Here is a 21,344-nt window from a genome sequence, read left to right on the forward strand (position 1 = left end):
CGAAAAAATGTCCGGCACCCTTATTGAATTGACTCGCCTCGAAATTAATTGAGCGTTTTCTTTTTCTTTGTGCTGATCGATTTCTGTGCATTGTTGCTATATTCTTCAAAATTCTTTTTGAAAACAATGCCCAATTCGTCAAGCGCGGCAACTGCATCTTCGCCTTCTTTTGGAGGAAACAGTTTCAGCCCGTTGCCGCCCCACGCCTTATATTCAAAGTCAATTTTCTGGTCATTTCCAAAGTCGCGAACCATGAATAATGTACGCAGCGAACGCCCGTAAATTGCCGCTTTTTGGTAGAAAACATCTGCAACGATCAATTCCGAATAACAAGTGGCCTGTGAGTCCGAGCGGCGCGTTTTAATCTTATTCATTGTCTTGCGCTCTAGCGGCGTCTCATGCGTTACAAAAACCGTATCAGGCTTTAATTTCAAAAGTGTTTTCAGATCCAATGACTGCAGCGCATCAAGCTGTGTTGGGCTGTCTAGCGCGCTAGCCAGCGATGCCTTATTGCTCGCATCTTTACCAGCATGAAGCGCGGCATCCAACAAACCGCCGCCGAGCAGACCAGTGGTTACCGACGTCATCCGTTCTGCAGGCCAGATATGCAATTCGCATGGTGCTGCATCCTGGGCTGCTGCTGGCTGTGCAAATACCGCAGTGCCGATGGCCGCTAATGCCAGCATTTTATTCCTATTCTTCATAATAACTCCCCTACTGATTTACTTTGACTTCTTTTTCTTTGGTGGCGGATTTAAAAAATTGGCAAACTGATCGATGTTTGCCGCAAAAGCATTTCGTATCTCTTGCAGAGCGGTATCATTTCCCTCTACCGTTTTCGGCGGAAAAGATTTCAGTTTAATCTTGGTCCATGTCCCGAAAGTTCGTGTTGGATTATCGCCTTGGGAAAATTGCTTGTAACGAAATAATGTTTTTAGATATGAACCATTTATAATATCTTCTTGATAAAACACATCATCAGCTATCAGTTCCGCGTAGCAGCTGGTTCGCGAAGTGATCATGCTACCCGGTGTATTTTTTATTTTGACGCTATCCAAAGCTTCATCATGCACTATCAGTTTATAATCCGGTAATTTCAGCATCTGAGGCAAAGCCGCGTTGGACAAGACGGCGACCTGCGTATCTGTGCTGACCGGGTCTGCAGGCAGTTCCTTATAACCGTCACGCCCTTTGACTGCTCCGTCTACTATTCCGCCATGGAACCAGCCATGATAAACCGACCGAAGTCCGTTACTCGGCCAAACATGTAATTCGCATTGGTCGATTGGAACTGTATCCGGATTTGCAGAGTCCTGGGTATCTTGCGCCCACATTGCTTGGGAGGGAAATATGGCCAAAACCATGAATATGGTCGCCGCATACGGTTTTGCTCTAGCAATCATCACGCCCCCTTATTTTCATACTTATGTTAAAACAGCCCCAGTATGATTGATGAGAGATTTAGCGGTGACATTTACGATAAACAATATAGATTCTGATCCGAAGGTGATAAAAATACATCACCTTAATTTCATCGTAGGATGAGGGACGCGAAGTTGGTCGAGAATTTCAATAATGCAAGCAAATTCCGGATGTTTGTTGCATCAATTCTGGTTTTGCTTGTCTGTGTAACGGCCCCCGCCAACGCCCAATTATTCGGAACAGAGGGAAGCGCGGTTAAAGAGGGTTTTACCCTGCCAGCGGATAAGGCGGTTAAGATATTGGTGTTTCGCCCCGATGTGCAGGTTGCTGAGCAGACCACTGGCGGGCTCGATCAACCCAATGCCGATTGGACGCAGCAGGCAAAGTCTTTGCTGAACGACGCATTGGTCGCGGCGCAGGCGCGGGGCGGGAATGATGTGATCTTCATGCCCGCTTTGCAAGGTGAGCAGGCGAGGTTGATGGCCGATCATCAGGCATTGTTTCGGGTGATCGCCGATGCCGCCATCACTCATAAGCTGTTCCCCGGCGATGAACTGCCGTCCAAAAAAGGGAAGTTTGATTGGACGCTGGGCCCGACCGTGCAGGAGCTGTCCACTATCGGCGGCGGCGCGGATTATGGTTTGTTTTTATATAGCTATGACAGCTATGGTTCTTCGGGACGAAAAGCGGCACAGATTGTCGGTCTGATTTTGGCGGCCGACCTTATCCCTGCGGGGGTGCATATTGGTTATGCGGCGCTCGTGGATCTGAAAAATGGCGATCTCGTTTGGATTAACGCCGATATATCCATGGGCGGCGATGTGCGGACGCAGGAAGGGGCGGAAAAGCGGGTGATGCAATTATTGGAAGATTTCCCTGTCCGGTCGCCTGTGCAATCGCGCCGGGGCGATGTCACCGTCGGCGGCGCGCCATGAACCTGACGGGATCATTCTCGCTGATTGCAGCGCTTTCCCTGTCCATATTTGGGCATCCCGTCCCGGCATATGCGCAGGCCGATGGAGGAACGGGTGCAGCGTTAAGCCCTGCGGCATTTGATTACCAACCACAAGATGATGACGAACGCGGCCTGTGGATGCAGATGGATGAGCTAGAGCGAGAGGTGAAAAATTCACAGTCGCTGATTAAAGATCCCGAGTTAAACGCTTATATCCGCAAAATATTATGCTCGGCGGTGGGCGAGTCATGCGGCCGGGTGCGGATTTACATTATGCGCACCCCCTATTTTAACGCGAGCATGGCGCCGAATGGAATGATGATCGTCTGGTCAGGCCTGTTATTGAGGACCAAAAATGAAGCGGAGCTGGCATCCGTGCTGGGTCACGAGTTTAGCCATTTTGACAGGCTTCATTCGCTCCAATCCTTCCGCAATATCAGGCAGAAAACGGACGCTATGGCGTGGATGTCGTTCGTTCCCTATGTCGGCTTCATCGGCCAGATTGGGGCCATCCGGTCGATTTTTTCATTCAGCCGGGATATGGAGAGGCAGGCCGATCTGGTATCGCTCGATTATCTGGCCGATGCCGGATATGATCCGCGTGCCGCGTCAGATATCTGGCGCCGATTGCGCGCTGAAATGGACGCAACCGCTGAAGAACGAAAACGCAAAAGCCAAAAAGACAATAATGGCGGCTTTTTTGCGTCGCACCCCAATAGCGGTGAGCGGATGGAGTATCTGGAGCAGGCGGCGGCACAAAAGCCCCCGAAAAATTATGTCCGCAACGAAGCGGAATATCGAGCGGCATTGGCGCGGTGGTGGCCGCTGCTGATTGATGATCAGATTAAATTGAATGATTTCGGCGCGACAGAATTTCTGCTGAGGCAATTGGGAGAAAGCGGATGGACGCCGCAACTGTTATATGCGCGCGCCGAATTATACCGGGCCAGAGGCAAGGAGGGCGATTTTACGCAGGCAGCAGCTTTTTACCGGCAGTCGCTGGCTGCTGACGCTGAATTGGCAGAAAGCTGGCGCGGGTTGGGGCTGGCGTTGATCCGGTCGGGTGCGCCGGAAGAGGGCAAAACCGCATTGCACCGGTATCTGCGGGCAAATCCCGATGCGTTTGATCGAGGGATTATCGAGATGATGGCAGGGGCGGGTAAATGAGGAAAGTACCCCGATTGGCCGCTTTGCTATTGCTTTCCTTTGCCATGACCGCCCCTGCCCAGGCAGGCTGGAGCCTGCGCGAAAATGGGGAAACTGCGACAGTCACAAAAGCGAAAATGACGGTAATCGCTGCGGGCGATTGGAACCGTTGGTCGTCGCGTCCATCAAATCGCGGCGAGATTTGGACGAGCGACGGGTTGCTGCTCAATGAATTGAGTTTCTTTGCGGAAATAGCGGGCGGTGAAACGCTGTACCGTGAATATGACAAACGGAATAACCCGCTACCAAAATTCAGCGCCAATATGCTGCCCACAGATATTGTTGAGTTATTTGAAGCGTCATCGCGGATCATTTTGCAAACGTCTGTGTTTGAGATGCTTGATATACAGCCTGCCAAATTCGCCGGACATGATGGCGTCCGTTTTGCATATAAATATTCTGCGGGCGATGATCAGCTGGTTCGGCGGGGCGAGGGTGTCGGGGCGATCATTGAAGGGCGGCTATATCTCGCAAATTATGTCGCGCCCGAAATCTATTATTTTGACAAGGATTTGCAGAATTTCCGTGATATGGCCGCGTCAATCAAGCTCGCAAAAGACAAATAAATCCGTTAGCGTGTTTTTCGGCCTCTTGGGCACTTGCTCTCTTGCATCTTTGCCGTTAAGGCCGCGCGACCGGCTTTCAGGCAACTGGTCGGCGCGGGTGTGGCGGAATTGGTAGACGCACCAGATTTAGGTTCTGGCATCGAGAGATGTGGGGGTTCGAGTCCCTTCACCCGCACCAAATACGCCCTATGGGATAGGCCGATAGAAATTCAAATATGCGCGGCAACGCGCAGCCGTCAGGATTAGAGAAGCAGTTATGCAAACGCAAGAAACGACAAATGAAGGCCTCAAGCGGGCTTATAAAATGACCATTACCGCCGCTGAGGTGGAAGCGCGCGTTGACGCCGAGGTAAAAAAAATCGCGCCGCAAATGCGGATGCCCGGTTTCCGCCCCGGCAAGGTTCCAGCGAATCTGGTGAAAAAAAAGTACAAGGACAGCTTGATGCAGGAGGCGCTGAACAGCTCCATTCAGGACGGTGTGCAAAAGACACTGACCGATAATAAGCTGCGCCCCGCGACGCAGCCACATCTGCATCTGGATAGCGATTACGAGCCGGGCAAAGATGTTGTGGTGGATTTCCACTTTGAAGTGCTGCCCGACATTACTCTTCCAGCGATAGACGGATTGAAGCTGGAGCGTTTGCAGGTTGAGCCCACCGACGCAGAAGTTAACGAATCGATTGAGCGTCTGGCCAAAGGGCAAAAGCGTTTTGAAACAGCGGCCAAATCCTACAAGGCGGCTGAGGGCGATCAAATCATCATCGATTTTGAAGGCAAGGTCGATGGCGTTCCATTTGACGGCGGCAAAGGCGAAGGCATGGCCGTGGAAATTGGTTCCGGCCAATTGATCCCAGGCTTCGAAGATCAGCTGATCGGATTGAAGGCCAATGACGAAAAAGTCATCAACGTCACCTTCCCGGAAGACTATAATGCCGAAAACCTGAAAGGTAAGGCGGCGACTTTCGATATTGTTGTTGGTGAGGTCAAAAAGCCTGCTGAAACCAAAATTGACGATGACATGGCAAAAGGTTTTGGTCTTGAAGGGTTGGACCAGCTGCGTGAATTGATGAAGGGGCAGGTTGAGCAGGAATTAAACGGCCTGACCCGGACTTATATGAAGCGCCAATTGCTCGACATTTTGGCTGCTGACCATGATTTTGAAGTGCCGCCATCGATGGTGGAAGCTGAATTCAGCCAAATTTGGCAGCAATTGCAACAGGAAGCGGCCCGCGAAGAAGATCCCGAAGCAGCCAAGGCAGAAATGGAAGCCGAAAAGGACGATTATCGCGATATCGCTGCACGGCGTGTCCGTTTGGGCTTGTTGCTGTCTGAAATTGGTCAGGCCAACGGCGTTGAGGTGAACCAGCAGGAAATGAATATGCTGGTTCAACAAGCGGCACAGCAATATCCGCACGATCAGCATGAAGCGTTTGTCCGCTATTTACAGGAAAACCCGATGGCAGCCGCGCAGCTTCGCGCGCCCTTGTTTGAAGATAAAGTCGTCGACTTCCTCTTCGAAAAAGCCGAGGTAACCGACAAAACTGTAACCCGCGAAGAGCTGGAAGCAGCGATAGAGGCGGAGCCAGAGGCAAAGGCCGCTCCGAAAAAGGCAGCAGCGAAGAAAGCACCTGCGAAGAAAACAACTGCTAAAAAGGCAGATGCGGATAAACCGGCTGAAAAGAAACCAGCAGCGAAAAAAGTACCTGCCAAAAAGTCTGACGAGGATAAGCCGGCGGCGAAGAAAACCGCAGCAAAGAAGCCAGCGGCAAAAAAGCCAGCGGCGAAAAAATAAGGAAAATGGGCCCGCGCGAAATGCCGGGCCTTTTTTTTGAGGCGTGCTTAACGTTAAATTTGTTTTTCGCCTTGAAACAGATGGCGTTCCCCCCGATGTAGGGACGAGAGAAATAAATTAGCGAAAGTCATATCATGATCAACGAAATGCCCATCCCCGAATCCTTAATCCCGGTTGTTATCGAACAGTCGAACCGGGGTGAACGGAGTTGGGACATTTTTTCTCGTCTTTTGCGGGAACGGATCATTTTTGTAACCGGTCAAGTCGAAGATAATATGGCTTCGATCATCACCGCCCAGTTGCTATTTTTAGAATCGGATAATCCCAAAAAAGACATCTGGATGTATATTAACTCTCCGGGCGGAGTCGTCACCGCTGGCATGGCCATCCATGATACCATGCAATATATCCGCCCGCGCGTTGGCACAGTGTGCATCGGTCAAGCGGCGTCAATGGGCAGTTTCCTACTGGCCTCGGGGGAGCCAGGCATGCGCGTGGCCCTTACCAACAGCCGGATCATGGTTCATCAACCATCGGGCGGAGCACGCGGCATGGCATCCGATATTGAAATCCAAGCCAAAGAGATATTGCGCATCCGCAAAAGGCTGAACGACCTGTATGTGAAATATACAGGTAAGCCTTTGAAAGAAATTGAGAAGGCAATGGACCGCGACACATTTTTGGAAGCAGATGAAGCCAAAGCCTTTGGTTTGGTTGATGAGGTATTCGACAAAAGACCAGTGACAGCCGAAAGCGAAGACGGCAAATAAATCATCAGGCTGAACATATTAGGAAATAATCCACCTTGTTTGCTAAACTGAGACAAGGGGTTTTCCGCTATTGCCAAATTTATATGCGGCGATAAGATTGTGACAGTAATAATTTGCACGGCTCTGATTGCGGCCAATAGGATAATTTATGACGAAGTTAAGCGGAACCGATACTAAGAGCACATTATACTGCTCCTTTTGCGGGAAATCGCAGCATGAGGTTCGAAAGCTTATCGCAGGGCCGACGGTATTCATTTGTGATGAATGCGTGGAACTGTGCAACGATATTATCCGCGAAGAAACCAAAGGCAATCTGACTGGCCGCAAAGAGGGCGAGGTTCCTAGTCCACAAGAAATTAACGATGTCCTGAACGATTATGTCATCGGACAAGCGCGCGCCAAACGGGTTTTGTCGGTGGCGGTTCATAACCATTATAAACGGCTCAATCATGCCGCCAAAAATAATGATGTCGATCTTGCCAAATCCAACATCCTGATTTTGGGGCCAACCGGTTGCGGTAAGACGTTGTTGGCGCAAACGCTTGCGAAGACATTTGATGTGCCCTTCACAATGGCTGATGCCACCACATTAACCGAGGCGGGCTATGTCGGGGAGGATGTAGAAAATATCATCCTAAAATTGCTGCAGGCGAGCGATTATAATGTCGAAAAAGCGCAGCGCGGCATTGTCTATATTGATGAAATTGACAAGATCAGCCGTAAGGCGGAAAATCCGTCCATCACCCGCGATGTCAGCGGGGAGGGCGTGCAACAGGCTTTGTTGAAGCTGATGGAAGGAACAACCGCATCCGTCCCGCCACAGGGTGGGCGCAAGCACCCGCAACAGGAATTTTTGCAGGTCGACACGACAAACATCCTCTTCATTTGCGGCGGTGCATTTGCGGGCCTCGAAAAAATTATCTCTAACAGGCTCGAAGGCAAGTCAATCGGATTTGGCGCTCATGTCGCTGACCCTGAAGAGCGCCGCGCGGGCGAAGTGTTGAAACAGCTTGAGCCTGAAGATTTGCTGAAATTCGGGCTTATCCCAGAATTTGTTGGCCGGTTGCCGGTGACGGCGACGCTGGAAGATCTCGACATTTCCGCGCTCGTGAAAATCTTGCGCGAACCCAAAAATGCGCTGGTGAAACAGTATACCAAATTGTTCGACATGGAGGACACGCTGCTGACCTTCACCGACGATGCGTTGGAGGCTGTTGCAAAGAAAGCCATTGAACGCAAAACCGGTGCACGCGGGCTGCGGTCTATATTGGAGGGCATCTTGCTTGATACCATGTTCGACCTGCCAACGATGGACGGTGTGTCGGAGATTGTGGTCGATAAAGATGTGGTCGAAGGACGCAAAGAGCCCGTTAAGGTTTTCGCTGAAACCGATAAAGCAAAAAAAGAAGACGCTGCCTGACTGTCTTAGGGTTCGGACCCTGATATGTTGCATCGCAGCAACAGATGTAAATCAAAAGATAGATCTTGTAACTACCTCATTTTGTTTTTCCGGTTCGTTTCCAGCCTGTTAGTAATCGCTTGTAATAAAAGTGCCATGAAGCGTAACATTATGTCATGTAATTGACAAAATCCATCCCCAAAGCGTTTCAGCAAGGGTCGATACAAGAGATCGATTCTGCAGGAGATCGGCCCAGCCGATCCAAAAACTGAAACAGACAATGGGGAAGTTTAATGCAAATCCGTTATTTTTTGGCAGCAAGCGTAACCGCCATCGGTGTGGCTGCTGCAACAGCGCCCAGCGCCGCTTTGGCGCAGTCAACCGGATCGGTTGAATTTGAGGATGAGATTGTTGTTACAGGTCAAGCTGAGACCAGCATAGGTGGGATCGAATTTCCCGATACCCCAAAGGCAAAGCAGGTATTGGATGAAGAGGCGATACGTCGTCAACGTCCAGGTCAGACAGTGAATGACATTGTCAACTTGATACCCGGTGTCAGCTTTCAAAATAATGACCCATGGGGTTCGTCGGGTGGCGGCTTCACTATTCGTGGGTTTGGAGCTGATCGTGTTTCACAGACGCTGGATGGCTTGCCTTTGAACGATTCTGGTAACTATGCGCTGTACACCAACCAGCAGGTTGATTCCGAGGTTTTGGAGTCAGTAAACGTAAACCTGGGCACAACTGATGTCGATAGCCCAACTGCTTCCGCAACTGGTGGAACAATCAATATTCGCACACGTGAGCCGGGCGATGATTTTGGTCTGACAACAACCATGACCTTTGGCGACGTATTGGCTGCGGGTGCCACTGATACCGTTTACATGCGGGGCTTTGGCATGGTCGATACCGGTGATATCACCGGGGCAGGTACAAAGGCTTTTGCATCTGTAAGCTATACGCGTTATGGCGTGCCATATAACCCTTACGGCCAAGTCGATAAGACGCAATTTAACGGTAGCATTTGGCAAGATATCGGAAGTAACGGTGACTTTATTTCGGTGGCGGGGCACTATAACCGCAACCGTAACAATTTTGCCGGCTCTGAATCCATCGGCAATTTGCTGCAATATTATGACGGCCTATTTTCAAAAGAAGATCGCTTCCGGGTTTATGAGTTCAGCGGAGAGTTTCCGTGTTCAGTCCCCAGCGGGCAGGTTTTAGGCGGCGGCGGCACTAACGGCGTGTCTGAGCGCTATGATGACCGCAATGGCTGTGGTGCAGCATTTTACCGCCGGTATAATCCTTCTGATACTGGGAACATTCGGGGTGCTTCGCGTTTCTCATTGTCGGACAAACTGACGTTTACTTTTGACCCAAGTTATCAATATGTCAAAGCCAATGGCGGTGGACCAGATGACCTGCGGGAATCGTTCTTTACACCCGGTGGAACGACCATACCGCTTACGGGGGCGTTCAATGGAGGCTATTATTTTGGCCGGGATTTGAACGGCGATGGCGATTTATTAGACCGTGTGGCAGGCACCGATCCCAGTCAAACGCAAACAAATCGTTATGGGGCGGTCGCGAACCTGATCTATGACCTTAGCTCTGACCACCGGTTACGTTTAGCATATACGTGGGACAGTGCCCGACATCGCCAAACGGGTCAAATTGGCGGCATGCTGCAAAATGGTGAACCAGATAATGTATTCGCGATCGATAATCCGGTGCTTGACCTAGATGGATTGGAAGTCAACAAGCGGGACCGTCTTTCTTATGCGATACTACATCAGGTCTCTGGCGAATATCGAGGGAATTTTGGAGATTTAACTGCCGTAATCGGTCTGCGCGCTCCATTTTTCAAACGGCGTTTGAATCAGAATTGCTACACTACATCGATTAGTGGCTTTGTAGATTGCCCCAACCCAGGGCAAGACCTGAGCCAATATGAAGCAGCAAACCCGACATATGCGCCGCCACTTTCCCGGACCTATAAATATGATAGTTTGCTACCAAACGTTGGCTTCACCTATCATTTCGGGGATTCTGCATCCGTTTTTGGTAACTATGCAAAAGGTTTGTCCGTACCGGGAACCGATCCCCTTTATGACTCGCTTTTCCTTGCCGATGACGACCGCGCTCGTCCAGTTCCCGAAACCACCGACAGCTTTGACGTCGGCTTTCGGTTCAGCTCCGGTAATATCCAAGCTCAGATTGGCGGTTATTTCACACAATACAAGGATCGTTTAGCATCAGCGTTTGATCCAGATGCGAATATGGGCGAAGGGGCGGTCGTATTCCGCAACCTCGGCCGCGTGGATAAATATGGTGTTGATGGCTCCATTGCTTACCGCCCGAATTCTAACATTTTGCTATATGTTTTTGGTTCAATAAATGAATCTGAAATTAAGGAAGATGTTCAATCCGGGGTTGATGCGAATGACCAACCGCTGTTCCTTGCGACTGGTGGAAAGTCAGAATCTGGAACTCCTGACTATTCGTTTGGTGCTCGCGGACAAGTTGCCTTTGGTGATTTTGAAATTGGTGCGCAGGTGAAACGTACTGGCCCACGCTGGGTGAATGATCTTAACCTTGATCGTGCTCCAGCATATACAATCGTCGATTTTGATGCCCGCTGGACTTTGGGGCAGTTTGCTACTGGCGGCGATGTCGCGATCCAGTTTAACCTGACAAACTTATTCGATGAATATTATGTCGGATTTTTTGGTGGTTCGCTTGACGGATTCGGTTTTGCCCAAATCGGCGCTCCGCGTGCAGGTAGTGTGTCTGTAATTATCGGGTTCTAAATAAAACAGATTTGGAAAAAAGGCGGGGCTTGTTAAAGTTCCGCCTTTTTTTGGCTATTGTTATTTATAAATACAGCTATCGAGCCCGTCGCGTTTCACGATGTTAATCCTCGCCGCGATGCTGTTGCCATAGCGGCGGGTGAAGCCCTTGGCTCCGTTCACGGCCCGTTTTTTGGGTGAGGGAAGGGCGGCTGCAATTCGCGCGGCTTCTTGTTTAGTTAGGTTTTTCGCCGGTTTTTCGAAATAGCGCTGCGATCCTGCTTCGGCGCCATATGTGCCGATACCGGTTTCGGCGATGTTCAAATAGACTTCCATTATCCGGTGTTTGCCCCAGATTTTTTCGATGAGGAAGGTGAACCAGACCTCGGGGATTTTTCGAATATAGCGGCTGTAACCGGTTCCTTGCCACAAAAAGGCATTTTTCGCTGTTTGCTGGCTAATCGTCGAACCGCCGCGTTTGCTGTTTCTGTTGGCATTTGTTTTGATTGCCTTTTCAATGGCTTCGCGGTCAAAGCCATCATGGCTGCAAAATTTGCTATCTTCTGCGGCGATTACTGCTCTCGCCATATTGGGCGATATGTCCGATAACGGTGTCCATTTGCGGGTTGCGCCATTGCTGTCGGTCAACATGGTGATCGTCGTTGGCACGGGCACGAATGCGTATAGGCACACCCACAGCACGCTACCGATGATGAAATAGAAAATAGTTTTGAAGCAAAAACGAAAAAAACGACGGGAAGGCGAAGGTTTTTCTGTGGTCATTCGGATCGATTACCGCAGACCTTCGCCGCCGTCATTATTTTTTCGCTTAGCTAGCCGGAAGCATCCGATTTTCACCAGCGATACGCAGCATCGCTTTTTGGAGTTTTTCAAACGCCCGCACTTCGATTTGGCGAACGCGTTCGCGGCTGACATTATAAACTTGGCTCAATTCTTCCAATGTCTTTGGATTATCGACCAAGCGCCGTTCGGCCAATATATGCTTTTCGCGGTCGTTCAAACCGTCCATCGCCTCTATCAGCATCTGGCTGCGCAGCCCGTCTTCTTGTGCGTCTGCCACACGTTCATCTTGCAATGGCTCGTCATCGACGAGCCAATCCTGCCACTGGCCGCCACTTTCGCCCTCGTCTCGCATAGGCACGTTCAGCGATGTATCGCCGCCCATCGCCATGCGGCGGTTCATATTGTTCACTTCCTCCTCGGACACGCCAAGGTCTTTCGCGATCTTTGCCAAAGCTTCGGGGTTTAAATCACCATCTTCAAAGGCTTCGAGGTTATTCTTCATACGGCGTAGGTTGAAGAATAGCTTTTTCTGTGCCGCGGTTGTGCCGATTTTTACAAGGCTCCAGCTGCGCAAGATAAATTCCTGCATCGATGCACGGATCCACCACATCGCATAGGTTGCGAGCCGAAATCCGCGATCAGGATCAAATTTCTTCACGCCTTGCATCAAACCGATATTGCCTTCGGATATAAGCTCCGAAACGGGCAAGCCATAGCCGCGATACCCCATGGCGATCTTGGACACGAGTCGCAGGTGCGACGTAACCAATTGTTCAGCAGCTTTGGGGTCGCCATGTTCTTTATAGCGTTTGGCCAGCATGAATTCCTGTTCAGGCTTCAATACTGGAAATTTGCGGATCTCCGCCAAATAGCGGTTAAGGCTTTGGTCCCCCCCAAGGGCAGGGATTGTTGCCGGAACGTTTCTCGTCTCTGACATAATATTTCCTCATTTAGATGTTTCCCGCTAGGCCTCCCAATTAAGCACCTTTTGGCGAAACGGTTGTCTTCTATCTTATACGCGCAACTGAATTAACAGTTCCTGCATATCGTCAGGAAGGTTACTGGAGAAAGACAGTTTTTCTCCCGTAATAGGATGAATAAAGCCTAGTTTTGCGGCGTGCAAGGCTTGCCGTGCGAAAATGGATTGATTTGGTCCAATTTTATATGTTTTTTGTCGATTAGCATAAACGGGATCGCCAATTAGTGGGTGTCCTATATGCGCCATATGGACGCGAACCTGATGTGTGCGGCCTGTTTCCAACCTGCAACTGACCAGCGCGCATTTGTCCAATGCTTCCTCCATTTTGAAATGGGTAACGGCGTGGCGGCCCTTACCCTCGGGCAGAACTGCCATTTTTTTGCGGTCATGCGGCGCGCGGCCGATTTGCGTCCGGATTACCCCTGCGGGCGGGGCAGGGATGTTTTTGACGATTGCGAAATAGCGCCGGTCGATATCATGCGTAGCAAATAGCTTCGCCAGCCCCTCATGCGCTGCATCAGTTTTCGCAACGACAAGCAAACCGGACGTATCCTTGTCAATCCGGTGAACGATGCCCGGACGCTCCACCCCGCCGATACCCGATAACGAACCTTTACAATGATGCAGCAGAGCGTTGACCAGGGTCCCATCGGCATGGCCGGCCGATGGATGGACCACCAGCCCTGCTGGTTTATTCACGACCAACAAATGGTCGTCCTCATACACAATTGGAATATCAATATCCTGCGGTGCTGCCCGGTCCGGGCGTGCAGGTGGCAGCGTCAAGGTAAAAGGGCGATCCGCATATTTTTTGCTCGAACCGTCGGTCACGATCTGTCCATCAACGCACAGCGCCCCGCCCGCGATCAATGCTTGCAGCCGCGCGCGGGAATATTCAGGCAGGGCCAGAGCCAATTCTCTGTCCAGCCTTCCGCCGCCGATCAGCCCGGTTAAGATGGTATTTTGATCCCCCATGGCGTAAATGTGGGGCATGGCATTGTTCTTATCAAGTCAGCATCGAACACAATTGACCGATTTTGCGCGCGGTGCCTATCCTTATGAATGTTGCGGCCTGCTGCTTGGTGACGGGCAACAGGTGTTACGGCTGCTGCCTGCAAAGAATGTCGCCTCCGACACCCGGTGTAATTTTGAAATTGATCCTGCCGTGCTGCTGTCGGTTCAAAAGGCGCAGCGTCAGGGCGGCCTGTCGCTACTCGGCTATTATCATTCCCACCCCAATGGAAAAGCAGGGCCATCGATGACCGATGCCAAAATGGCATCGGCCGACGGCAAATATTGGCTGATCATCGCGCAGGATGAAGTGACTGCGTGGTCGGCGTCCCATAAAGGGAAGCTCTTTGGCCGGTTTGACGAAGTCGAAATAATTTTTCAAGGTTGAAACCAGTGGATCAAGTGGCCATTAGGATCGCAAATCTATATAAAAGAGCTTATAATCATGCCCGACACCGATATTGATCTTGCCAGCCTGCTATGTTCGCGATTGTGCCACGACCTGCTTAGCCCTGTCGGCGCGATGAATAACGGCCTTGAATTGTTGGCCGACGAAAATGATCCTGAAATGCAGAAGCGCTGCTTGCAGCTATTGACTGATAGCGCAAAGTCCGCGGCAGATAAGCTTAAATTTTTCCGTTTGGCCTTTGGCGCTGCCGGCGGCTTTGGTCCTTCGGTCGATCCGGCAGAGGCGAGGGCGGTGATTGAGCCGCTCGTCACCGGCAGCGGACGGACGCAGCTCATCTGGTCGGTTCCGTCGGAGTTGCTGTCAAAACGGGTGGTCAAAATTCTTTTGAATCTGGTGTTCATCGCCAATGATATGCTGGTGCGCGGCGGCACATTATCGGTCGGAGCCGAAAATCGCGGCGAGGAACAGGAAATTGTAATCAGCGCAACTGGACCAAAAGTGATATTGGATGACGCGATAAAGGCTGCGTTAGCGGGGAATTTGGAAGAGGATGCGATTGATTCTCGGACAGCAGCGGCGTGGATGGTTCGGGGCCTTGTGGTCCGTGATGGCGGCGTTTTGCAGCTCGCTGAACCTGATGCAGAAACAAAGATATTCGGAGCCATTATCCGCAGCCCGGCCGTATAATCGCCGGCGAGAAAATTTCTATTGATGCACAGGCAAGGCTGTAAACAGCTTTTTAACCATATTTGTCCAAAGCTGATCCCGAACCAATTGGGGCCAGATTTATGGACGACTTGTTAGAAGAATTTATCGCTGAAACACGCGAAACGCTGGAGTTGCTGTCGGGGCAGCTGGTTCAGTGGGAAAAAGAGCCTGATGACCGGGGATTGGTCGACAGCGTATTTCGCTTCGTACACACGGTTAAGGGCAGTTGCGGCTTCCTCGATCTGCCTCGGCTGCTCCGGCTCAGCCATGCCGCAGAGGACTTGTTGAGCAGTGCGCGCGACGGCAATTTGTCGCCGACTACTGATCTCGTTACCGCCGTTCTGGCAGTTATCGACCGAATCTCAGATTTAACGGATGCATTGGAAAGTGGCCGTTCGGTTCACGACAATGATGAAGAATTGATCGATGCAATGCTGGCCTTCATCCCGAAGGGCAGTGATGGCGATAGGGTTGGCACTGTGATCGACCCATCGGAAGCTGTTAAGCAAATGGCGGATATTGACCTTGAAATTGCCGACGGGATGGTTGGTAACCCCAAATCCCGGTCGGTCCGTGTATCCCTACAATTGCTAGACAAATTGATGAATGGCGTGTCGGATATGGTTCTGGCCCGGAACGAGGTTTCGCGTCAGCTGCGCAAATCGCATATAAATTCCGAACTGGATCACAGCTTTGGTCGGTTATCGTCGTCGGTGGCTGAAATGCGTGATGCGGTGGGATTGATGCGGATGCAGCATATCGACCGGTTGTTTTCGTCCTTACCTCGGCTGCTGCGCGATATTTCGCAGGAGCTGGGCAAAGACATTGATTTGCAGATTGAAGGCAGCGAGGTCGAGGTTGACCGTGAAATGGTGGAGGCATTGCGCGATCCGTTGACGCATATCCTGCGCAATGCGGCTGATCATGGGATTGAAACAGCCGAAGAACGCAAGCGTTTGGGTAAAAGCCCCAATGGCCTCATCAAGATAACAGCGCGCCAATCGGGCAATCAGATCATGATCGAAATTGCCGATGATGGCCGCGGGATTGATCTTGAAAAATTGGCAACAAAAGCGATTTCAGCAAAATTGATTACAGCGGCCCAGTGGCAGAAAATGTCGGAAAAGGCCCAGCTTGCAACGATATTTATGCCGGGCCTGTCGACGGCTGAAACAGTCAGCTCTATTTCCGGGCGCGGCGTAGGGATGGATGTTGTTAAAACCAATTTGCAGGCAATAGGCGGCACCATCGATCTCGAAAATTTCGAAGGGCATGGATTGAAAATGACTCTCCGCCTTCCGCTGACCCTGTCCATCATTGCGGGCTTGTCGGTGAAGGTTGGCGATCAGATTTTCGGCATTTCGCGCAGTTCGGTTGTCGAAATATTATCTTTATCCAACAAAAATGTGGAAATTGAAAATGTTGGCGGAACCAGCATCGCGCGCATTCGAGGCACCAGAATGCCCTATGCCAAAGCAGAGGAAATATTGGGGCTAGAGGCAGTTAAAAATGAAAAAGAGAGCAGCCGAACTCTGATCGTGATCCGGCCCGCCATTGGGGCGACCTTTGCGCTCGATGTTGCCGCTGTCATAGACAATGAGGAGCTGGTTGTGAAACCCGGTGCGCCGCTGGTTATGGCAACGGGGCTTTATGCTGGGGCATCTTTGCCAGACAATGGACGTCCGATGTTGTTACTGGATTCAAGCGGCCTAGCGGCTGCAATTGGCATTGATTTGCAAGACAAAGCCTATGCCGACGAACAGATGGTCAACGAGCAGGACAACAATAAAGACCGGTTGGCCGCGCTGTTGTTCATTGGCATTGATGGCAGAAAGTCGGCGATACGCCTGTCAGTGATTGACCGGATGGAAGATTTCCCTGTCGAAAAAATCAGCTTTTCCGGCGGAAAATTACGAGCGGCGTCGGATGGTGCGTTGATTGAAATATTCGGACTGGAAAAGGTGCCTGAGCAAGGTGATGTGCAAATGTTGCGCTTGTCTGATGGTTCTGACAGCAAATATCTCGCAGTGTCTGAGGTACTCGATATTTTTTCGATTCACGGCGACATTGTAACGAGCGCATTGCCCGATTTACATGAGGGGATTATCCAAGTCGATGGCGAGATGATTGAGCTGATCAACCCGTTCCAATTTTTTGAAGATAGTCAAAGCAACCGATTTGGAAACGGAAAACGGCCATTATGTTATGTCGAGGCCCGCGAAGATGATCTATGGGAACGGCGGATATTGGAACCGTTACTGATCGCTTCGGGATATCGCGTCAGCTATGATGCGGCAGACCGAGACAAAGCCGAAGTTGTTTTGGGCAAAGAAGATAGCGATACGCCGGCCGATATAGATGGCCGTATGCTGCGGCTCCGGGACAGCAGCTTTGCGGCTCCCACCGCTCATCCCAGCATTTACCGTTATGACCGCGTTGGATTGATTTCTGCGATCGAACATAAATTGGCAGGAGGCCGCTAATATGCAGTGCTTATATTTGATCGCTCGCATCGACGGTGCGCGCGTTGCAATTGAAAGCGACTTGGTGGAATCGGTTGTACATGTGAATGACATCGTACCCGTGCCAAAAAGCGATCCGGCCGTTGCAGGATTATTTGCTTTGCGTAGCCGCGTTCTCACGTTGATTGACAGCCAATATGTTGTGACCGGCGCATCGAAGCCGGTTGAGAAAAAATCACTAGCGATTATCGCTGAGATAGCCGGGCATCATTTCGGTTTGCTTGTCGAATCTGTCGAAGATGTGGTGACCATTGACACCACGCAGATTGAGAAAAATGTCTCCCCGCCGCCGAAATGGACGGGACTTGCCACAGCTTTGGTGCAGGTCAATGGGGAAATTGCGATGATTATCGATCCATCCCAATTGGTTGCCGGTGGTAAAGCGATGGCCGCTTAAGAACGGCACAAGATCAGCAAACAAAAATGTCAATTTGGGCAAAATTAACCATTCGCTAACGTCGGCAATATATCCCGATATCAGGACATTTTGACAAGGTGGGTGCATAATGAAAAACTGCTTGATAGTTGATGACAGCAAGGTGATCCGAAAGGTCGCTCGGCATATTTTGGAAACAATGGAATTTAATGTTTCTGAGGCTGCGGACGGTCAGGAAGCTTTGGACCATTGCAATGACAATACGCCGGATGTGATTTTGCTCGATTGGAATATGCCGATCATGAGCGGTATGGATTTTCTAAAAGCTTATCGAGCGGCTGCCGCATCATCGGCAAAAGTCATTTTTTGCACCACCGAAAACGGCATTGGGCATATTCAAGCTGCGATTGCGGCGGGTGCCGATGAATATGTTATGAAGCCGTTTGATCGCGAGACATTAGAGGCAAAATTACAAATTGTTGGCTGCATCTAAGGCCGACTTACGATGCTCGCGTATAAACCCGATTTAAATGACAGCAAATCGCCGTCCAGCAACCCGATCAGGGTGATGCTAGTCGACGATAGCGTAGTCGCGCGCTCTATATTCGGCCGCATATTGTCGGGCTGTGCGCAGATTAAAGTTGCTTGCCAAGCCGAAAATCCTGAGGTCGCGCTTGACCTTTTGTCCAGGCATCAGGTCGATATCATCCTGCTCGACATTGAAATGCCCCGCCGTTCTGGATTGGATGCGCTGCCTGACCTGCTTCAGAAATCCAATGGTGCGCGGATATTGGTTGTGTCCTCTTTCGCTGAGGAAAATGGTCCTGGCGCAATTCAGGCCTTGTCATTGGGGGCGTGCGATACATTAGGCAAGCCTGGCCGGTCAGGATTTACCGGACGTTTTTCGCAAACGCTGCTTGAAAAAGTCATCTACCTTGGCAATTCGGAACGACCCAAAGAGTTTGAGGTTGCAGAAATCCCGGATGTTCCGCCGGTTCATAAAGTGACACTCTCATCGCCCGAATGTATTGCGATCGGCGCATCAACCGGCGGCATTCCAGCAATTTACGATGTGATTGGAAATCTGCGTCCCGAAATTGACTGCCCGATTTTCATTACCCAGCATCTGCCTCATACATTCATGTCTTTTTTTGCCAAACAATTGGGAAGCCAGACCGACAGGAGCGTCTGTGTGGCAGAGCCTGGTATGAAAGTCCTACCGAACCATATTTACATCGCGCCAGGGCAATCGCATCTGGTTTGCCGCCAGTCGGGACGCGATGTTGTGATGGAATATTTTGAGGACCAAGAAACAACACGTTATTGCCCATCGGTCGATATCATGTTTGCTTCACTCGCAAAAATTTACGGTGATCGGGCCATTGGCGTCGTCCTCAGCGGTATGGGTAGCGATGGCAGCATAGGTGCCGAATGCCTGTCCAAGGCTGGTAGTAAGATATTGGTTCAAGATGCCGCAACATCGGTGGTTTGGGGAATGCCCGGTAATATTTCGCGCCTCGGGCTGGCCTCTGCGGTTATGCCTGCGGCGGATATTGGAAAGTTGATATCGAAAACCGCCGGGAGGGCAAATTAATGCAAACGGAAATTGCGTATAAAAAGCTCTCCGATTTGCTGGAGGAGCGCACCGGACAGGTGCTTGTCGCTAACCGGCACTGGCGCGTTGAAATGGCGTTAAAGCCCATCATGCGAGAGAATTCCATTCCAGATGTGAATACTTTAGCAGCTATTTTAGACGGCGACACGAGCAGTAAATTGGCAAAACAATGTGTGGAGGCGATGATCAACAACGAAACCTGCTTTTTTAGAGATCAAGCCAACTTTGCTTTGCTCACCGGACCCATTTTTGATTCGATGCGCGAACATCGCAGCCAAAGTAAACGTATTCGCATATGGTCGTCCGCATGCTCAACTGGTCAGGAGGCTTATTCAATCGCGATGAGCCTGTCGGAAAACCGGGACAAGTGGCGCGATTGGAATATACAGATTATGGCAACCGATGTATCGGGAGCTGCGCTCGATCAAGCGCGGGCAGGGCGCTATTCGCAATTTGAAATACAGCGCGGATTGCCGGTGACGATGATGCTTAAATATTTCACCCAGGATGGCGAAGAGTGGGTCGCAAATCCCTCTTTAAGCAAAATGATCAATTTTGGTGAGCATAATATGCTGAAACCCGGCCACCATATGGGGCAGTTTGACATCATCCTGTGCCGTAATATGCTCATGTATCTGTGCGATGACAAACGGAAAGCGGCGCTGGAGCTGCTGAATGGTTCGCTTGCGCCGGACGGGATATTGATGTTGGGCGCAGCAGAAACAGTCATTGGCCAGACCGAAAAATTCCGGTCCAGTAGCGAGTTTCGTGGTTTTTATGAAAAAAGTGACCGGCCAACTGCAGATGCCATGTTCACTCGGCGCGCAACAGCTTAAGCGCTGAACCCAAACCATATTGATGAAAGCGGATTGGCAAGCGGGACAGCTTTGCCTAAAACAGGGTGATGATATGGACACCCTCTCCGAATTTTGGCGAACGCACCTTACCGGTCAGCATTTTGGTTTTACACTATACCGGGATGCAGAGCGGCCCTGCTGCCATTGATTGGTTGGCCAACCCCGCATCCGGCGTGTCGGCCCATTATGTCGTCGATGAGGATGGGCAAGTCATCCACATGGTGCGGGAAGAGCAGCGGGCCCATCATGCGGGCAAATCGAATTGGCGCGGCATTACCGACGTCAACAGCGCCAGCATCGGTATTGAAATTGTAAACCCCGGACATGAATGGGGCTATCGCCCTTTTCCCTCGGAGCAGATGGAGGCGGTTGCAAGGCTGTCCTCTGAAATCCTGCAAACTTATTCGATCGAGCCGCGCAATGTGGTGGGGCATAGTGACATTGCACCGGCACGTAAGGAAGATCCCGGTGAGCTATTTGATTGGGAGCTGCTTGCAAAATTAGGCATAGCAGTACCGCGCCCGAAGAAGAGTTTGATCGATCCGGGTTGGAGTGACGCGTCATTTTTACTGGCACTTAGCCGTTATGGTTATGACATCACCGATGGCCGCGCCGCCGTTGTTGCATTTCAGCGCCGTTTTCGGCCCGAAGACATTGGCGGGATGATCGACGGCGAATGCCGCGCAATTTTATGGAAGCTTTTGTTGGAATATGAAGGCGGTCAGCCTATATAGGCTGTGCCAGAGGGTCGGGCGGCCGCTGCCATGGGGGTAACCGCATGGGGGAGGAAAGTCCGGGCTCCAGCGAGGAACGGTGCCGGGTAACGCCCGGCGATGGTTTCTTTTGGGAAAGCATCAGGGATAGTGCCACAGAAATCATACCACCGCGTTTCGGCGCGGCCAGGGCGAAACGGTGCGGTAAGAGCGCACCGCAGGCATGGCAACATGACTGGCAAGGTAAACCCCACCGGGAGCAAAACCGAATAGGGACGGCGTATCCTTCACGGGATGGGCATCCTCCTGCCTAGTCGTCCGGGTTGGTTGCTAAACCGTCGCAGCAATGCGCCGGATAGAGGAATGGTCGCACATCCGTTTCTGCTTTTGCAGAATGGAGGACAGAACCCGGCTTATAGACCCTCTGGCAAAATTTTTTGGGCTTTGAATT

The 21,344-nt window shown here is 50.9% G+C and carries 20 protein-coding genes, 1 tRNA gene and 1 other RNA gene; 17 read left to right on the forward strand and 5 right to left on the reverse strand.

All coding sequences use genetic code 11. The features are described from left to right. Window positions 1-44 precede the first annotated feature (44 nt). Window positions 45-704 (reverse strand): hypothetical protein, encoded by a 660-nt coding sequence (locus tag ACFOWX_RS05855; protein WP_381422214.1) that lies wholly within the window; start codon window positions 702-704, stop codon window positions 45-47. 18 nt (window positions 705-722) lie between these two features. Then, window positions 723-1,403 (reverse strand): hypothetical protein, encoded by a 681-nt coding sequence (locus ACFOWX_RS05860; RefSeq protein WP_381422216.1) that lies wholly within the window; start codon window positions 1,401-1,403, stop codon window positions 723-725. A gap of 189 nt (window positions 1,404-1,592) precedes the next feature. On the opposite strand from ACFOWX_RS05860, the gene ACFOWX_RS05865 reads away from it, so the two are divergent. From ACFOWX_RS05865 to ACFOWX_RS05900, 8 genes are all read left to right on the forward strand, one after another. Further along, window positions 1,593-2,357: a hypothetical protein gene (locus ACFOWX_RS05865; protein WP_381422217.1), complete on the forward strand. Its 765-nt coding sequence runs from the start codon at window positions 1,593-1,595 to the stop codon at window positions 2,355-2,357. After that, entirely contained in the window at window positions 2,354-3,544 is a 1,191-nt protein-coding gene (locus tag ACFOWX_RS05870) for a M48 family metalloprotease (protein WP_381422219.1), read from the forward strand. The genes ACFOWX_RS05865 and ACFOWX_RS05870 overlap by 4 nt, the downstream gene beginning before the upstream one ends. Then, window positions 3,541-4,149 (forward strand): hypothetical protein, encoded by a 609-nt coding sequence (locus ACFOWX_RS05875; RefSeq protein ID WP_381422220.1) that lies wholly within the window; start codon window positions 3,541-3,543, stop codon window positions 4,147-4,149. The genes ACFOWX_RS05870 and ACFOWX_RS05875 overlap by 4 nt, the downstream gene beginning before the upstream one ends. A gap of 93 nt (window positions 4,150-4,242) precedes the next feature. Further along, window positions 4,243-4,327, forward strand: a tRNA-Leu gene (locus ACFOWX_RS05880). A gap of 78 nt (window positions 4,328-4,405) precedes the next feature. Next, window positions 4,406-5,941: a trigger factor gene (gene tig / locus ACFOWX_RS05885; RefSeq protein WP_381422222.1), complete on the forward strand. Its 1,536-nt coding sequence runs from the start codon at window positions 4,406-4,408 to the stop codon at window positions 5,939-5,941. Between the two features lie 146 nt (window positions 5,942-6,087). After that, a complete protein-coding gene (locus ACFOWX_RS05890; protein ID WP_381422224.1) occupies window positions 6,088-6,711 on the forward strand; it encodes an ATP-dependent Clp protease proteolytic subunit in 624 nt (207 codons plus the stop codon). Between the two features lie 148 nt (window positions 6,712-6,859). After that, window positions 6,860-8,131: an ATP-dependent Clp protease ATP-binding subunit ClpX gene (gene clpX, locus ACFOWX_RS05895; RefSeq protein WP_381422225.1), complete on the forward strand. Its 1,272-nt coding sequence runs from the start codon at window positions 6,860-6,862 to the stop codon at window positions 8,129-8,131. A 272-nt stretch (window positions 8,132-8,403) separates the two neighbouring features. Continuing rightward, window positions 8,404-10,920, forward strand: a complete 2,517-nt coding sequence (locus ACFOWX_RS05900) for a TonB-dependent receptor (protein WP_381422227.1) — start codon at window positions 8,404-8,406, stop codon at window positions 10,918-10,920. 60 nt (window positions 10,921-10,980) lie between these two features. On the opposite strand, the gene mtgA is transcribed toward ACFOWX_RS05900, so the two are convergent. The 3 genes from mtgA to ACFOWX_RS05915 all read right to left on the reverse strand — a co-directional run bounded on the left by mtgA (window position 10,981) and on the right by ACFOWX_RS05915 (window position 13,675). Beyond that, a complete protein-coding gene (mtgA, locus tag ACFOWX_RS05905) occupies window positions 10,981-11,682 on the reverse strand; it encodes a monofunctional biosynthetic peptidoglycan transglycosylase (protein WP_381422229.1) in 702 nt (233 codons plus the stop codon). A 46-nt stretch (window positions 11,683-11,728) separates the two neighbouring features. Next, the gene (gene rpoH / locus ACFOWX_RS05910) at window positions 11,729-12,640 is read right to left on the reverse strand and encodes an RNA polymerase sigma factor RpoH (protein ID WP_381422231.1); all 912 of its coding nucleotides are present in this window, start codon (window positions 12,638-12,640) and stop codon (window positions 11,729-11,731) included. A gap of 75 nt (window positions 12,641-12,715) precedes the next feature. Then, the gene (locus ACFOWX_RS05915; RefSeq protein WP_381422232.1) at window positions 12,716-13,675 is read right to left on the reverse strand and encodes an RluA family pseudouridine synthase; all 960 of its coding nucleotides are present in this window, start codon (window positions 13,673-13,675) and stop codon (window positions 12,716-12,718) included. On the opposite strand from ACFOWX_RS05915, the gene ACFOWX_RS05920 reads away from it, so the two are divergent. The 9 genes from ACFOWX_RS05920 (at window position 13,674) to rnpB (ending at window position 21,325) form a co-directional block, all read left to right on the forward strand. Continuing rightward, the gene (locus ACFOWX_RS05920; RefSeq protein ID WP_381422234.1) at window positions 13,674-14,081 is read left to right on the forward strand and encodes a Mov34/MPN/PAD-1 family protein; all 408 of its coding nucleotides are present in this window, start codon (window positions 13,674-13,676) and stop codon (window positions 14,079-14,081) included. The genes ACFOWX_RS05915 and ACFOWX_RS05920 overlap by 2 nt on opposite strands. Before the next feature lie 57 nt (window positions 14,082-14,138). Then, entirely contained in the window at window positions 14,139-14,789 is a 651-nt protein-coding gene (locus ACFOWX_RS05925; protein ID WP_381422236.1) for a histidine phosphotransferase family protein, read from the forward strand. A 101-nt stretch (window positions 14,790-14,890) separates the two neighbouring features. After that, window positions 14,891-17,293 (forward strand): chemotaxis protein CheA, encoded by a 2,403-nt coding sequence (locus ACFOWX_RS05930; RefSeq protein ID WP_381422238.1) that lies wholly within the window; start codon window positions 14,891-14,893, stop codon window positions 17,291-17,293. 1 nt (window position 17,294) lies between these two features. Beyond that, entirely contained in the window at window positions 17,295-17,729 is a 435-nt protein-coding gene (locus tag ACFOWX_RS05935) for a chemotaxis protein CheW (RefSeq protein ID WP_381422240.1), read from the forward strand. A gap of 109 nt (window positions 17,730-17,838) precedes the next feature. Then, window positions 17,839-18,201, forward strand: a complete 363-nt coding sequence (locus tag ACFOWX_RS05940; protein WP_381422242.1) for a response regulator — start codon at window positions 17,839-17,841, stop codon at window positions 18,199-18,201. Between the two features lie 12 nt (window positions 18,202-18,213). Continuing rightward, window positions 18,214-19,302, forward strand: coding sequence for a chemotaxis-specific protein-glutamate methyltransferase CheB (cheB, locus tag ACFOWX_RS05945; protein ID WP_381422244.1), 1,089 nt, complete (start codon window positions 18,214-18,216; stop codon window positions 19,300-19,302). Beyond that, the gene (locus ACFOWX_RS05950; protein ID WP_381422245.1) at window positions 19,302-20,159 is read left to right on the forward strand and encodes a CheR family methyltransferase; all 858 of its coding nucleotides are present in this window, start codon (window positions 19,302-19,304) and stop codon (window positions 20,157-20,159) included. Before cheB ends, ACFOWX_RS05950 begins: the two co-directional genes overlap by 1 nt. Before the next feature lie 68 nt (window positions 20,160-20,227). Beyond that, entirely contained in the window at window positions 20,228-20,914 is a 687-nt protein-coding gene (locus ACFOWX_RS05955; RefSeq protein ID WP_381422247.1) for an N-acetylmuramoyl-L-alanine amidase, read from the forward strand. A gap of 6 nt (window positions 20,915-20,920) precedes the next feature. Continuing rightward, window positions 20,921-21,325: RNase P RNA component class A (gene rnpB, locus ACFOWX_RS05960), an RNA gene on the forward strand. Window positions 21,326-21,344: the final 19 nt, after the last annotated feature.

The organism is Sphingorhabdus arenilitoris, from assembly GCF_042651485.1.
GTDB classification, from domain to species: domain Bacteria; phylum Pseudomonadota; class Alphaproteobacteria; order Sphingomonadales; family Sphingomonadaceae; genus Sphingorhabdus_B; species Sphingorhabdus_B arenilitoris.